Source organism: Methylocella sp. (genome assembly GCF_041905455.1).
Taxonomy (GTDB): domain Bacteria; phylum Pseudomonadota; class Alphaproteobacteria; order Rhizobiales; family Beijerinckiaceae; genus Methylocapsa.
The window spans coordinates 1-13,904 of the sequence record NZ_JAYRLA010000013.1; the positions used below are offsets into that span (position 1 = coordinate 1).

The 13,904-nt window shown below is 67.3% G+C and carries 16 protein-coding genes, 2 tRNA genes and 1 pseudogene; 4 read left to right on the forward strand and 15 right to left on the reverse strand.

The features are described from left to right. Window positions 1-108, forward strand: a pseudogene (locus ACE3OG_RS11635) (IS5/IS1182 family transposase); the annotation flags it as partial. Between the two features lie 35 nt (window positions 109-143). Here the strand turns inward: ACE3OG_RS11635 and ACE3OG_RS11640 are convergent. Beyond that, window positions 144-785 carry a glutathione S-transferase family protein gene (locus ACE3OG_RS11640; RefSeq protein ID WP_374308786.1) on the reverse strand — a complete coding sequence of 214 codons (642 nt, stop codon included), beginning with the start codon at window positions 783-785 and terminating at the stop codon, window positions 144-146. 135 nt (window positions 786-920) lie between these two features. Here ACE3OG_RS11640 and ACE3OG_RS11645 point away from each other — a divergent pair, with 135 nt between their 5' ends. Next, the gene (locus tag ACE3OG_RS11645) at window positions 921-1,805 is read left to right on the forward strand and encodes a LysR family transcriptional regulator (RefSeq protein WP_374308984.1); all 885 of its coding nucleotides are present in this window, start codon (window positions 921-923) and stop codon (window positions 1,803-1,805) included. A 43-nt stretch (window positions 1,806-1,848) separates the two neighbouring features. On the opposite strand, the gene ACE3OG_RS11650 is transcribed toward ACE3OG_RS11645, so the two are convergent. Continuing rightward, window positions 1,849-2,217: a DUF488 domain-containing protein gene (locus tag ACE3OG_RS11650; protein ID WP_374308788.1), complete on the reverse strand. Its 369-nt coding sequence runs from the start codon at window positions 2,215-2,217 to the stop codon at window positions 1,849-1,851. Between the two features lie 251 nt (window positions 2,218-2,468). Between ACE3OG_RS11650 and ACE3OG_RS11655 the strand changes: the two genes are divergently transcribed. Further along, a tRNA-Glu gene (locus ACE3OG_RS11655) sits at window positions 2,469-2,544 on the forward strand. Window positions 2,545-2,981: 437 nt separating this feature from the next. Here ACE3OG_RS11655 and ACE3OG_RS11660 read toward each other — a convergent pair. From ACE3OG_RS11660 to ACE3OG_RS11690, 7 genes are all read right to left on the reverse strand, one after another. After that, on the reverse strand, window positions 2,982-3,203 hold the full coding sequence (locus tag ACE3OG_RS11660; protein WP_374308790.1) for a hypothetical protein: 222 nt from the start codon (window positions 3,201-3,203) through the stop codon (window positions 2,982-2,984). Continuing rightward, entirely contained in the window at window positions 3,187-3,564 is a 378-nt protein-coding gene (locus ACE3OG_RS11665) for a hypothetical protein (protein ID WP_374308792.1), read from the reverse strand. The genes ACE3OG_RS11660 and ACE3OG_RS11665 overlap by 17 nt, the downstream gene beginning before the upstream one ends. 104 nt (window positions 3,565-3,668) lie before the next feature. Next, on the reverse strand, window positions 3,669-4,223 hold the full coding sequence (locus ACE3OG_RS11670) for a recombinase family protein (RefSeq protein WP_374308794.1): 555 nt from the start codon (window positions 4,221-4,223) through the stop codon (window positions 3,669-3,671). A gap of 398 nt (window positions 4,224-4,621) precedes the next feature. Then, entirely contained in the window at window positions 4,622-5,860 is a 1,239-nt protein-coding gene (locus ACE3OG_RS11675; RefSeq protein WP_374308796.1) for a VapE domain-containing protein, read from the reverse strand. Next, the gene (locus tag ACE3OG_RS11680) at window positions 5,857-6,132 is read right to left on the reverse strand and encodes a hypothetical protein (RefSeq protein ID WP_374308798.1); all 276 of its coding nucleotides are present in this window, start codon (window positions 6,130-6,132) and stop codon (window positions 5,857-5,859) included. The genes ACE3OG_RS11675 and ACE3OG_RS11680 overlap by 4 nt, the downstream gene beginning before the upstream one ends. A 491-nt stretch (window positions 6,133-6,623) precedes the next feature. Further along, window positions 6,624-6,845 (reverse strand): hypothetical protein, encoded by a 222-nt coding sequence (locus ACE3OG_RS11685; RefSeq protein ID WP_374308800.1) that lies wholly within the window; start codon window positions 6,843-6,845, stop codon window positions 6,624-6,626. Window positions 6,846-6,935: 90 nt separating this feature from the next. Further along, on the reverse strand, window positions 6,936-7,499 hold the full coding sequence (locus ACE3OG_RS11690) for a hypothetical protein (RefSeq protein WP_374308802.1): 564 nt from the start codon (window positions 7,497-7,499) through the stop codon (window positions 6,936-6,938). Between the two features lie 1,145 nt (window positions 7,500-8,644). On the opposite strand from ACE3OG_RS11690, the gene ACE3OG_RS11695 reads away from it, so the two are divergent. Further along, the gene (locus ACE3OG_RS11695) at window positions 8,645-9,088 is read left to right on the forward strand and encodes a tyrosine-type recombinase/integrase (protein WP_374308986.1); all 444 of its coding nucleotides are present in this window, start codon (window positions 8,645-8,647) and stop codon (window positions 9,086-9,088) included. 73 nt (window positions 9,089-9,161) lie between these two features. On the opposite strand, the gene ACE3OG_RS11700 is transcribed toward ACE3OG_RS11695, so the two are convergent. The 6 genes from ACE3OG_RS11700 to ACE3OG_RS11725 all read right to left on the reverse strand — a co-directional run bounded on the left by ACE3OG_RS11700 (window position 9,162) and on the right by ACE3OG_RS11725 (window position 13,851). After that, a tRNA-Glu gene (locus tag ACE3OG_RS11700) sits at window positions 9,162-9,237 on the reverse strand. Window positions 9,238-9,321: 84 nt separating this feature from the next. Continuing rightward, window positions 9,322-11,133: a single-stranded-DNA-specific exonuclease RecJ gene (gene recJ / locus ACE3OG_RS11705; RefSeq protein WP_374308804.1), complete on the reverse strand. Its 1,812-nt coding sequence runs from the start codon at window positions 11,131-11,133 to the stop codon at window positions 9,322-9,324. A gap of 18 nt (window positions 11,134-11,151) precedes the next feature. Then, window positions 11,152-11,607, reverse strand: coding sequence for a low molecular weight phosphatase family protein (locus tag ACE3OG_RS11710; protein ID WP_374308806.1), 456 nt, complete (start codon window positions 11,605-11,607; stop codon window positions 11,152-11,154). A gap of 49 nt (window positions 11,608-11,656) precedes the next feature. After that, complete coding sequence (locus ACE3OG_RS11715) at window positions 11,657-12,145, reverse strand: UPF0262 family protein (protein WP_374308808.1); 489 nt, start codon at window positions 12,143-12,145, stop codon at window positions 11,657-11,659. After that, complete coding sequence (gene hisD / locus ACE3OG_RS11720) at window positions 12,142-13,443, reverse strand: histidinol dehydrogenase (RefSeq protein WP_374308810.1); 1,302 nt, start codon at window positions 13,441-13,443, stop codon at window positions 12,142-12,144. The genes ACE3OG_RS11715 and hisD overlap by 4 nt, the downstream gene beginning before the upstream one ends. Window positions 13,444-13,590: 147 nt before the next feature. Next, window positions 13,591-13,851: a hypothetical protein gene (locus ACE3OG_RS11725; protein WP_374308812.1), complete on the reverse strand. Its 261-nt coding sequence runs from the start codon at window positions 13,849-13,851 to the stop codon at window positions 13,591-13,593. Between the last annotated feature and the right edge of the window lie 53 nt (window positions 13,852-13,904).

Here is a 13,904-nt window from a genome sequence, read left to right on the forward strand (position 1 = left end):
TTCAACAAGCTCAAGCACTTCCGCAGGTTCGCGACACGCTACGATCGACGCGCCAACCTCTATCTCGCATTCATCCACCTCGCCGCAATCGATCTATGGCTGCGTTGAATGTGGATTCGCCCTAGCCGTCCCGCCCGACGCGCTCAGGCCGCCGGGGCTTCCGCCTCGGCGTGCGCCGCAGGCATCGGCAGGAAGCGCGGCAGCGCCTCCACGCGCCGCAGCCAGGCCGTGACGTTCGCGAAGGGCTCGAGCGTCACGCCGCCCTCCGGCGCCTTGGCGACGTAGCTGTAGACCGCGACGTCGGCGAGATTGGCGCGGCCGCCCGTGAGATACGGCGTCTCCCCGAGCGTCTCGTCGAGAACCTCGAGCAGCCGCCCGGCCTCCTCCACGGCGCGGGCGTGGTCGTGCGGCAGGTCGAAGACCTTGACGAGACGGGCCTTGCACGGCCCGTTGAACACCGGCCCCTGCGCGACCGAAAGCCAGCGCTGGACCTGCGCGGCCGCCAGCGGATCGCGTGGCAGCCAGACCCGCTCCGGATCGTATTTCAGGGCCAGATAGACGAGGATCGCGGCGGAGTCGGCGACGACCGCCTCGCCGTCGCGCAGCACGGGCACCGTTCCGAACGGGTTGAGCTTCAGGAACGCCGGGCGCTTCTGCTCGCCGCCGAGGAGATCGACGGCCTCGAACCGGTAAGGCAGGCCGAGCAGGCTCAGCATCAGCTCCGCCCGGTGCGAGTGGCCGGACAGGCGCAGGCCGTAAAGGGTGAGGTCGGGACTGGTCGGCATTTTTCACGCGCCTCCGCTTCGCCGCCGCAAGGGCCGCCGCCCATCCTTACGTCCTTGCGCAATCCGCTATAATATGCAGCCCAGTCCTTTCTGTAGTGCGCAAAACGGAATAATCGCCTGGACCGGCTGGACGCCCTGACGATTTTCGTCGCCGTGGCCGAGCATGGCAGCTTCGTCGGCGCGAGCCGCCGGCTCGGCCGCTCCTCCACCGCCGTGAGCCGGGCCGTGGCGGCGCTCGAGGACGACCTGGGCGTCGAGCTTTTCACCCGAACGACGCGCGCCAACGCGCTGACCGTCGCGGGCCAGCTCTATCTCGAGCGCGCGCGCCGCGTCGTCGCCGGCTACGCCGCGCTGCGGGAGGCGGCCGACGCCAGCGGCGATCCCGTGGGCCCGATCGTCGTCACGGCGCCGGAAATGTTCGGCCGCATGCACGTGCTGCCGCTCGCGCAGGAATTCATGGACGCGCATCCGCGGGTCGAAATCTCGCTGCTGCTGCTCAACCGGCTGGTGTCGTTCGTCGACGAAGGCGTCGACGTCGGCTTCCGCATCGCGCATCTGGCGGACTCGAGCCTGCGCGCCGTCCGCCTCGGCGAGGTCCGGCGCGCGCTGTGCGCGAGCCCCGATTATCTCGCCCGCGCCGGCGCGCCGGACGACCCCGCCGATCTCGCAAGGCACAGGATCATCGCCGTAACCGACGCGCGGCCGTTCTCGACCCGCTGGCGTTTCCATAACGGACGCAGCGAGCGCAGCGTGCAGGTGAAGCCGCAGCTTGCGGTGAACTCCATGCAGGCGGCGCTGGAGGCGGCGGCGCGCGGCGGCGGAATCGTGCGGGCGCTGTCCTATCAGCTCGCGCCGTTCGAGGCGTCCGGCGCGCTGCGGCGGGTCCTCGCGGCGTTCGAGCCGCCGCCGACGCCGATCCATCTCGCGCATCCCGCCGGACGCCATCCCCCGCTGCGCATTCGCCTTTTCATCGACTACGCCGTCGCGAGATTGAAGGGACGTTTTCCCGCGTCCTCGTGACGCCCGGCGATCCGCCTCGCGGCGGCGAAGCGCGCGCGGCCCTTCAGGAACGCCGCGCAAGGCGCTGCTCGAGACGCTCCCACAGGACCTCGGCGTTGCTCCGCTCGCCGTCGCGCGCCGCGTAAAGGAGCGTCAGGGGACCTTCGCGGGCGAGGCGGAGCAAGGTCTCGACGTCGGCCTGACGCGCGTCGAGCTCCGCCTCATATCGTTTCCTGAACTCCGGCCATCGTTCCGGCTCATGGCCGTACCATTTCCGCAGAGCCGCGCTCGGCGCGACCTCCTTGAGCCAGAGGTCGATCGAGGCCGCGTCCTTGCGCAGGCCGCGCGGCCAAAGCCGGTCGACGAGGACGCGCATTCCGTCCGCCGCGGCCGGCGGCTCGTAAACCCGCTTGACGCCTATCTTGCAGCTCATCGCGATCTCCGTCTCCGCCGGCGCCGCGCGCAAAGCCGCGCGGCCCGCTCCGCCGCGGCGCTATAGCTCGACGCGTCGCGCTCCTCGTCAGGAACGCCGGCGAACGCCATCTTGCGGCCTTTCCGGTCGAAAATCATCGCCCGATCAACACGGCGCGGCCCTCGTCCCTCTCGATGCGAGACGATCCCGGGATGCGTTCCGCGCGCTTGCATACGCCACGCCGCCGCGCTAGAAGCTGGCTCTCCTCCGCAGCTCCCTTCGTCTAGCGGTCCAGGACGTCGCCCTCTCACGGCGAAAACAGGGGTTCGAGTCCCCTAGGGAGCGCCACCTTACTTCCAATAAAATCATTGTCTTATCTCACATTGCGCCGCAGCAAAGCGGCCTTGGTGTCCAACGTATGTCCAACGGGCTGGCATGGATAAGAGCGGATTTCGCCGCAATCCGTTGGACACGATAGGCGTATTTTCCCGATGCCGGCGCTGCGCTGCGATCCCCGGCTCAAAACTGAGCCCCCTGTTTTCATTGAGAAATCAGCGGCCGCCGCCCAAAGCACGAATTTCATACCTTTGGATCGGCGCGCGGTGCTCCGCCGAATTTCGTCGGACCTCGCGAGGAGCCCTTCAAGCGTCGGCGGAAATTTCCTCCCGACCTTGCGAGCGCCTTCGCCGGAGCCGCACACGAATGCGAAGGATGCGCCGGAGCCGATGAAGCTCGCGGTCGCTTTCAGTTCCCATGGCGGCGGGGAAGTTCAGAAATTCTGTTAGTTAGGCGATCGGCTCGGCGAGCGCCGCGGCGGCGGCCTTGGGCGACACGCCGTCAAGGCCGGCGAGATATTCGGCCCGGGCGTTCACATCGGCGACGGTGGCGCACTTGAAGGCGCACAACGCGGCCAGCGCGTCGCGCTCGGCGTCTTCGGACCGTTCGAGCCATGCGGCGGCTTCGTCGACGCCGGACGAGACGCGCGCTGCTTCAGCGCGTTCGAACACCTCGCCGATGGCCTTCGCGATATCCTTGCGCATACCATTTAAGGCCGCCTGGACCTGCCGCCTTCGGCTCGGCGAGCTGACGGAAAAGAACGCTTTTCAGCACGCCGTAGTGATCGAGGATGCTCCCGCCTTCCTCGGCGGCGCGCATGGCCATTTCGCTGATTGGAATGTCGGTGATCATCTCGGCGCGCTCGGCGTCGGAGACATGCGCCATCATGTGGCGTCGGATCGCGTCCCGCTTGACGTCGAAACGCTCGGCGATGCGGTCGAGAGAAGCGCCGGCGATGCGCGCGCGTTCGATCCCCAGCCGATCAGGATGGTGACAGATAGTGCAGCGCGTGGCGATCTTGCGGGAAACCATAGGTACGGGCGCGAACTCACTTTCGAGTTGATCGCCCGCTGGCCGAAGCCCAATGGCATAAAGAATCTACCGCGATTTTCCGTCGCGGTCAACGTAGGGCCGCGCTACACGCCCCGAAGCGCCCTGTAGACGCTGGCGACGCCGATCCCGAGCTGCGCGGCGATAGCTTCCCGCGTCATGTCTCCCCGCGCCGCAAGCGCCTTGATCTCGTCGGCCTTGGCCCTCGCGGTCGGCGCACGGCCCTTGTACTTGCCTTCGGCCTTCGCCTTGGCCACGCCCTCGCGCTGGCGCTCCAGCATGATCTCCCGCTCGAACTGCGCCACGCTTCCCAGCATGTTCAGCATCAGGCGGCCCGTAGGCGTGCCAGTGTCGAGGCCGATGGCCAGCACCTTGAGCGACACGCCTTTGGCCTCGAGAGCCTTCACGACGGCCGCAAGGTCGCTCACAGAGCGGGCGAGACGGTCGAGCTTCGTCACGACGAGGCAATCCCCCTCCCGGAGGAAGTCGAGCGCTTCCTCAAGCTTCGGACGCCGGCTCGCGACCGACGAGATTTTTTCGGCAAAGATGCGCTCTATGCCCTGCGCCCCGAGATCGCGAAGCTGGGCCTCAAGGCCGGCGTCCTGGTCGATGGTGGAAGTCCGAGCATATCCGACGAACATGGCGAAATTCCTATCACTTGGAACAGAGACATAGTGATAGGACACCTATCAAAAGTCAATCTCTATTTGTGTGATAGTTGTTTAAGGCCTGCGCCGATCCTCTCACATGAGCTTGGTCTATTGAGAGCCGATCCGGCGCCGCCGAGGCGCGGAAAGGCGCTGTTCCAGCTCGCGACGCTCGGCCCCCGCGCCTTTGCCCGGGCGATCCGGCCGACCCCGGCTCGCGATCGTCGAATTTTTAACGTCGCGGGAGGAAATTAGAATAGCCGCCTTTTCGACTATCCGAATTGCCTGCGCAGACCACGGACAACGGACGACCACGGATGATTTTCCTTATATATACATACACGCGCGCGCATATCGGGATAATATAGAAAAGTCGTCCGTGTCGTCCGTGGTCATCCGTGGTTCGCCCAGCTCCAATACACGTTTCCCCGCCAATCTTTCGGCAGCTTTCCCCATCCAAGCCGCGTCAAAATCGATGTAATCCGGTTTTGATCCGCGCGCCCGATGTGAGCCGTCTCCATGTGAAGGGCCTCGCGAGCAATCTGCCCGACGAGCGCTTTGTCCTGGGTCGCCAGCCAATCGGAAATAGGCTCCTCCCAGGCGTCGGCTTCGAAGCGTTCTTCCTGTTGCGGTCGGACGTGCTCGCGCTCGAAGGCGTCGTCGGGCCACCAGCGTAGGCCCTGGCGGTAGAGCTGAACCGCCTCGGCGAAGAGCTGATCGCGATCATGGGCGAGGGCGTCCGTGTCGATCGTCCCGACCTTGACGGGCCAGAAGCGCCGGCCGCCGGTCTCGTCGCGCAGATAGGCCGCTTTGTTGGTCGTGCCGATGAACAGGCACTGACGCGGCTCGATGACCTCTTTTCGGCCGTATGGCGGCCGGTACCGCTCGACGGGGCGGCTGATGAAGGCCTTGAGCGCCGCGTCCTCAGCGCGGCTCGTGGCGGACATCTCGGCGATCTCGATCAGCCATTTGCCGCGAAGGTGTTGCGCGACGTCCTTGCCGCCCGTGACGTCGGGGAGATTGTCGGAGAACCAAGCGCCGCCGAGCATGGCGCAGGCGCTCGACTTGCGCGCGCCCTGCGGTCCTTCAAGAACCATCATGTAATCGGCCTTGCAGCCGGGCTCGAAAATCCTCGCGACCATGGCGACGAGGAACATCGGACCGATGCCCTCGACGTAAGGGGACGGCTCCGCGCCGAGGTAGTACGAGAGCCATTTTCCGGCGCGCGGCTTGCCGTCCCAGACGAGCGCCGCGAGATAGTCCCGCACTGGATGGAAGGCGCATTCCTGCGCGCGCAGGTCGACGGCCTGATGAACAGTGTCACGGCCGATCTTGCGCAAGCCGGAGTGCTGTAGCCATTCCTGCAGCTGGGTGACGTCGGTGTCGCGCACGGGGCGCGGCAAAGGCGCTTCGTTCGACGGCGCGCCGCCGACGACCGGCAGCGGGGCGACGAGGATCGCCGCGCACAGCATCTCGTCGAGTTGGAAGCACGTCGCGATCTCCGGCGCCGAGCGCAACGCCGCCATCGCCGAGGCGAGGTTCGGGACGATCTTTCCGGCGTCGTCACGGCATGCGTCGACGAGCCAGCCGCCGTCCGGAACGAACTGCGCCGTCGCGGAAGGGCGATTCACTCGGCCGCCTCCGCAATATCGTGTCCGGCGGCGGGGCGGATGTTGATTGTCACCAAACCCGCGTCAGCGCGGATGCGCGTCATCTCGTTGACGATCCTGGCCAAAGCGCGCGCGGCGTTGATAGCGCAGCCCGCATGATGGATCAGCGCATCGTCGTCGGCGACCTCGACGCAACATTGCGCGAGATCGGCATGAACACGGACCGTGTTGGCGGCGTGGTCGGCGCTCTCGCGCCATTGCGCCAGATAGGCGTGAAGCTCGGCGCTGCTCATGCGGCGCCCCTGCGGCTGAAGGGCTTCGCGGCGTCGACCAGCGCGGCCGCGATCGCCTCGACCTGCGACACCGGAATGCGGACGCCTTCTCCGCCGCGCCAGCTTCCTTCCCGGAGGAAGAACGCGCGCAGCTCGACGAGCCGCGATGCCTCAGTCGGCGTCGAGATGCGCCAGACTTCGCGCGCCGACTTCGGGATTTCGGCGATGACGAGTTCGGGCTGCTTCCTTATCCGCGCCTCCCGTCAAAGGCGAGCGCGGCAACGAGGCGCGACCGCGCCGACGTCAGGCCGAAGCGGCGAGCGAGCGTTTTCGCTTGCAGGTCGAGAGGGGAAAAGCTATCATCCGGATTGTTCCAGCCGTCACGCAAGAACATTCCGGAGCCGGCCCGCGCGCCACACGCGGCCGGCTTCGCTGCGTTGTAAGTCATGTTATTCGGCGGCCTCCACGACGTTGACCTGTTCCCGCGCGCGGCGCCATTCGGCGGCGGCCTCCTACGAGATCAGCACGCGATTGCCGACGCGCATCTCGCACGGACCAAGACCGGCGCGCTTCAGGTTGAAAAAGAGCGACTTGCCGATGCGATGCCTCTCGCAGAATTCCGGGATGTCGTAGACGTCCGGCTCGACCTTGTTGACCTTCTCGTTGACGATCTCGGCGATCATCGCGAGGATCGCGCTGTTGACGGGCGCGGCTCCGTCAGTTTTCGCGGCCATGTTGCGCACTCCATACGCACCGATGCGGGCTTGTGTGGAGTGTTGCTGATGCCAAGGCGTCCAGTCTCTGGAATTTTCTTACAAAAAAATTCAGACGTCTTTGGCGTTAATGATTCCGTGTAATGCGATGTGCCCGTGGGCGATAAGACGACGCCATTCGCAACTGTCAGGCGCTATCCCGAATCCGTCAGGCCCGAACTTTACGCCCAGCAACTCGTCGATCGGTTCATTGTTTGGGCCGAGCCATGGGTTGTGAAACCGAACGCGTAAATATCGGCCGGTGTCCCCCAATAGCGACCCGACCGACTTGTCGTCGGACGGCCCTTGGCCCCGTTGATTCCATTCTCGATAGGCCCGGATCAGCCTTTCGACGACTTTTGTCAGCGTATCCCTACTAGGATCGCCTATTCGACGTTCAATCGCGGTGAGTCTAGCCGCCGCTGTGATTTTCATGCCTCCCGCGATTAATGCGTGTATTCGCGGCGCCGCTGCTCGCGCGGCCGTTTTTCGTGTCAGTCCGTCCATAACCGCATTTTTCAAACCTCCTTTATTTAGACCGTAACCGCTCATCGCAAGCATTGCTGTTCGAAAAGCTTCGTCGCCTGTTGCTTCAAAAAGAAAAGCTAGAGCGTCTCGAACATCGAGACAGTTCAAGGGCGCAAGGTCATGCGCTTTAAGCCTGTCGTAAACGGCGTTATATGATCAACGTCGTGAAATCGCCGATCTCCACGTCTCCTCAGAGCTATCTTGACTATAGGTCGACCGGTTGCGTCGATCGCGCCCCATCATCGCCCCCGTGATTCCGCGATCGGCTTCACATTGTTTTCCTCGACGGTCCCGAATGTCGGCGCGAATTTCCTCAACGCCGGCGTGATCTCGCAGGACGACTATAATCGCCGCGTGGCGCTCGCGGCCGAGGCTCATCGGGCGATGACGGCCGGAATGGGGGAGTCGACCGCCGGCCTCAACCGCATGCAGCAGATGATGTCCATGCACGTCATGAAGGCGCTCGTCGACGAGACGATCGCCACGGGTCAGCCGCTTCGCGCGCTGGCGCTTGAGGGCGGGCGCATCGCGGAAATTTTCGCCGCCGGCGAGGGCGGCGTCGCCGGCACGCTCAATGCGGCCAAGGTCAGCCTCTCCAATCTGATCGGGCCGATGACGGCGACCAAGGCGGCGTTGTTCGGGATCGGCGCCGGCGGTCTCGTGCTGACGGCCGGTCTCGCTGCGGCGATCGCCGTTTTCGACCATCTCACGGAGAAAATGGAGGAGGTCGCCAAGATCGGCGTGCAGGCGCAGGCGGCCGGCGTCGGGACGACGTTTTTTCAGGGCTGGACCAAGCAGGCGCGCGAGCTCAACGCCGAGACGAGCGATCTCGTCGCCATGCTCGCGCGCGCCCGCGCGGCGGCGACGGAATCCATCTCGACGGCCGACAACAGCGAGGCCGGCAACGCGCGCTCGTCGAGCGCCGGCCGCAGCCGCATTCAGCAAAACGTGCTCGCCGGCAATCTCGGGCAGGCCGATCTTGATCGCTACACGGGCGCGGCGGACCAGGAGGCGCGCATCCGCGTCGTGCTCGATCTCGTCGAGCAGCTGCGGCAGAAGGGCGCGCAGCTCGCCGCCTTCGATCTCGCGAAGACTTTCTTCGGCGACGAGTTCGAGCAGCGGCTACGCGACGGCGTAGATGTCATCGGCCGGATGCGCGAGGCGCTCGACGGCATGCAGGTCGCCGGCGGCGAGCGCATCCTGACGCAGGCCGAGATCGCCCGGCCGACGGCGCGCTGCGCGACTTCATCGCGCTGGCCTATTTCACGGCCGCGCGACGCGCCTCGATCGAGACGCTTCACGTCGCACAGGTCGCGCTCGAATCCGGCCGGATCACCCTGCGCAAGGCGGGAGAGCGGACGACGACCAAGCGCCGGCCGATCGTGCCTGTCCATTCGCGGCTAAAGCCGACGCTCGAGCGCCTCGTCGCCGGCGCCGGGACGCACAAGGGCTATCTCTTTCCGCAGCCGGTCGACTTCTATCGGCCGTTCCACAAGCTTTGCGAGGCGCAGGGGATCGGGCCGGAGCGCGCCAATCCGCATGTCCTGCGCCATAGCCGGGCGACGCACCTGCTCATGCATGGCGTGTCGATCTACGACGTCGAGCGGCTGCTCGGGGATTCGGTCGCGACGGTCGAACGCGTCTACGGGCACCATTGCCCGGACCATCTGGCGGCCGTGATCGACGACGAAAGCTGAATCGTTACGCAGCATATAACGCAGCAGCGGGCTTGTGCGATTTTTGTAAAGACCGACTAAGCCGTTGAAATCATGGCGCGCCCAAGGGGAATCGAACCCCTGTTTTCGCCGTGAAAGGGCGACGTCCTGGACCGCTAGACGATGGGCGCGGACCTACGCTCGAGGCGCGTCGGCGGCGGGAGATATAGAGCCGCCGACGGCGCCTTGCAAGCGCAGGTCACGGCAAGCGCAGGTCAGGGGCGGGAGCGGGTGACGGGCGCGAGATCGATGAGGCGCAGCTTCACGCTCTCCCTGCCGCCCCAGCGGTCGAGCGTGAGCGCGCCGGCGAGATGGACGGGCGAGCCTTGCGCGCGCGCCATCGCCGCCCCGAGGGGCTGGGCCGCCGCGCGGAAGGCTATCCCATCAAGCCGCGCGCCGTCGCCCGCCAGGGCGCAAAAGCGCAGATGGCCATTGCCGACTTCGGCGAGGCGCGTGAGGCGGTGCGCCGGAAAAGCGAAGACGGGCTCGGGATTGCCGGCGCCGAACGGGCCTGCGCGCTCAAGCGACTTCACGAGCTCGACGCTCGCCCCATCCGCCGTCGTCGCCGCGTCGATCAGCAGGGCGCGCGCGGCGCGACGCACGGCGATCTCGGCGCAAAGGCGCGCGTCGAGAAATTCACGCAAGGCGTCGATCCGGTCGACGGAGACGGTCAGTCCGGCGGCCATGGCGTGGCCTCCTCCCTTGATCAGAAGCCCCGTCTCATGCGCCGCGCGCACGGCCGCGCCAAGGTCGACCCCGGGGATCGATCGCCCCGAGCCGACGCCGGTCCCTTCCGAAAGGGCGATGGCGACGGCTGGACGGCCGAGCCTTTCCTTGAGGCGTGAGGCGACGAGGCCGACGACGCCCGGATGCCACCCCTCGCCGGCGACCACCACGACGCCTTCAGCCGCCCCGCCGGCGCCCTCCTGCGCGAGCGCCAGAATCTCCGCCTCGTCGAGCGTCGCGCTCTCGACCGCCTGCCGCTCGCGGTTCAGCCGGTCGAGCTCGCCGGCGATTTCGGCCGCCCGCTCCGGCTCCTCAAGGCTCAGAAGCCGTGCGCCGAGCGCCGCGTCGCCGATTCGGCCGCCGGCGTTGATGCGCGGGCCGATCAGAAAACCGAGATGATAGGGCGTCGGCGGTCCGTCGAGCCGGGCGGCGTCGAAGAGCGCGGCGAGGCCGGGGCGCCGACGCGCCGCCATCAGGGCGAGCCCCTTGGCGACGAAGGCGCGGTTGAGGCCGACGAGCGGGGCGACGTCGGCGATCGTGGCGAGGGCGACGAGGTCGACGCCCTCAAGAAGATCGGGCTCCGCACGCGCTGCGAAGAAGCCGCGACGGCGCAGCGCGCGCTGGACCGCGACGAGCGTCAGGAACACGACGCCGGCGGCGCAGAGCGCGCCAAGGCCCGAAAGATCGTCTTGACGGTTGGGATTGACGACGAGCGCGCGCGGAATGCGCTCAGGGGCTTGATGATGGTCGAGGACGATCGGATCGAGGCCAAGCGCATGCGCCGCCTCGAGCGGCTCGTGACTCGTCGTCCCGCAGTCCACCGCGACGAGAAGCTTGCAGCCCTGCGCGGCCAGCGCATGGATGGCGGCGACGTTCGGCCCGTAGCCCTCGAAGATGCGGTCGGGAATATGCACGATCGCGCGCCCGCCGCAGGTTCGGACGTAATCGGCGAGGAGGGCGGCGCTCGCCGCGCCGTCGACGTCATAGTCGCCGAAGACGCCGATCGTCTCGCCCTTCTCGAGCGCGTCGGCGATGCGCTCGGCCGCAGGCGCCATGTCCTGGAGCGCATAAGGGTCGGGAAGAAGGCGGCGCAGGGTGGGATCGAGATAGGCTTCGCAATCGAGCGGACCGACGCCGCGCGCCGCGAGAATGCGCGAAAGCAGGTCGCCGTAGCCGCCGGCCTGTGCGATCGCGGCGGCGCGCGCCTGTCCCTGCGCGTCGAGGCGCCCGCGCCACGGCACGCCGAGAGCCGAGCGTTCGACATCGAGGAAGCACCGCCGGGCGAAGCTCGCCTCGTTCAACTCCGCGCCTCCGGCGGTCTAGACGCTGCCCATCGGCCGGTAGTCGAGCAGCTTCTCGATGCGGTCGAGCAGCCCGTCGCGTACGGCGCGATAGGCTTCGAGCCGGCGCTCGCGCGAGCCTTCGACCGCCGTAGGGTCGATGGTCGGCCAGTACAGGACGTCGATCGCAAGGGTGCGCGTGAGCTCCAGCGCCCTGTGATGCGCTTCCGGCGACAGCGTGACGATGAGGTCGAAGGCGAGATCGTCGAGGTCCTCGAAAGTGTGCGGTTTATGCTTGCTGATGTCGGCGCCGAGCTCCTCCATGGCGGCGATGGCGAAGCCGTCGGGCTCTCCCTGCCTGAGGCCCGCGGAGGCGAAGAAGATCTCCTTGCCGAAGTAATGCTTGCCGAGGCCTTCCGCCATTGGCGAGCGCACCGCGTTCTGCGAGCACGCGAAAAGGATCGACTGCGGGCGGTCCTTGACCCAAGCCTTCATCCCGTCGGCGCCTTGACGACCCCTCCCCGCTCGCCCCGGACCATCGCCGTCAGCCCTTCCAGTGCAGGGCCGCGACCAGCGTGAAGATGCGCCGCGCCGTGTCGATGTCGCAGTCGATCTTGCCCTTGAGGCGCTCCATCAGCATCTGCGCGCCCTCATTGTGAAGGCCGCGCCGGCCCATGTCGATCGCCTCGATCTGGCCCGGCATGGCCGTCCTGATCGCCGCGTAATAGCTCTCGCAGACGAAGAAATAATCCTTGAGGAGGCCGCGCAGAGGGGTCAGCGACAGGATATGCGTGATGAGCGGCGTGCCGCGCTCGTCGAGAATCTCGAGGACGAGCTTCGCGTCCTGAAGCGCGATCTTGAGGCCGTAGGGGCCGGCGTCATGCCCCGGCACCCCGAAAGTGTTCTCCTCGATGAGGTCGTAGATGGCGATCTGGCGCTCGTGCTCCTTGTCGGGCGTCGAGCGGCCGATCGACGCCTCGTCGAGGGTGACCGAGACGAGGCGGTTGCGGGCGGCGGCGTCCGATCCGCTCATGACTGGACCTTTTCGAGACGAAGCGCGACCGAGCGCGCATGGGCGTCGAGGCCTTCGGCGCGGCCGAGCGCGATCGCCGCAGGTCCGAGCGCGGCGAGGCTTTCCGGCCCGCATTTGAGAATGGACGTCTTCTTCATGAAGTCCAGCACGTTGAGGCCCGACGAGAAGCGGGCCGAGCGCGCCGTCGGCAGCACGTGGTTCGAGCCGCCGACATAGTCGCCGATCGCCTCCGGCGTGAAGCCGCCGAGGAAGATCGCCCCGGCGTTGCGAATCCGGCTGGCGAGGCCCTCGGCGTCCGCCGCCGCGATCTCAAGATGCTCGGCCGCGAGGCGATCAGCAAGAGGAATGGCGTCCTCGAGCTTCTCGACGAGGATCACCGCGCCGAAATCGCGCCAGCTCGCGGCGGCGACGGCGCGCCGCGGCAGCGTTTCGAGCTGATCGGCGACCGCGGCTTCGACCGCGTCGGCGAGGGCCGCGTCGTCGGTGATCAGGATCGACTGCGCCGCCGCGTCATGCTCGGCCTGGGCGAGCAGGTCGGCCGCGACCCAGGCGGGATTCGCCGTCCGGTCGGCGAGAATCAGCACCTCCGACGGGCCGGCGATCATGTCGATGCCGACGACGCCGAAGACGCGGCGCTTGGCGGCGGCGACATAGGCGTTGCCGGGACCGACGATCTTGGCCACCGGGCGGATCGTCTGCGTGCCGTAGGCGAGCGCGGCGACGGCCTGCGCGCCGCCGACGCGGTAGATCTCGTCGACGCCCGCGAGCTCGGCCGCGGCGAGAACCAGCGGGTTGAGCCGTCCGTCGGGCGCCGGCGCGACCATGACGAGGCGCTCGACGCCCGCCACCTTGGCCGGCGCCGCGTTCATGAGCACGGAGGACGGATAGCTCGCCGTGCCGCCCGGGACGTAAAGCCCGACCGACTGCAGCGCGGTCCAGCGCCAGCCGAGCTCGACGCCGAGGGCGTCGACGAATATCTCGTCGCAGGGGAGCTGGCGTTCGTGGAAGCGCAGGATGCGCTCATGCGCGAGCCGCAGGGCGTCGAGCGCCCCCGGCGCGCAGGCGCGGGCGGCGGCGGCGATCTCTTCGGCGGTCACGCGAAGGCCGATCTTGTCGAGATCGACCCGGTCGAAGGCCCTGGAGGCGCGCACGAGCGCGGCGTCCCCCTCCGCGGCGACCTCCGCGATGATCTTGCGGACGACCTCGTCGACGTCCTCGGCGGCCTCCCTCTTCGCGCCGAGCAGCGCCTCGAAGGCGGCGCCGAATCCGGCGTCGGTCGCATCAAGCCGCAGGGGCATATGGCCGTCTCCACTCATGGGGCGCGTCATGAGGCGCGTCACGGGGCGCGACCGCCCAGGCAGGAGCGGCCCCGAAGTCGATCCCGTGTAGCGGGCCGCGCCCTGAGTGGCAACATGATCGCCGCGGCGCCGGGCCGCCCGGCCGTCTCAGCGGCGGTCGCCCGCCTCCTCGAGCGCCCTCGTCAGCATGTCGACCTTGGATTCGAGCTGACGAATCTGACGCTGCAGATCGCCGACGTGGCGCTCATAGCTTTCGATCAGCGTGCGGATGCGCGCGTCGACGAGGCTCGCCATGGCCGGCTGGCGATTGAGGACGGCGACGACGACGGTGCCGAGCGCCCCGAGCGCCGCGCCGACGCCTCCGGAAAAGAGATTGGGCCAGAAGTCGCCCGAGTCAGGAACCGCCATGCGCCGCGCGCTCCTTTTCCGCCTTCCCGGCGAAATCGTCGCAACAAGGACGG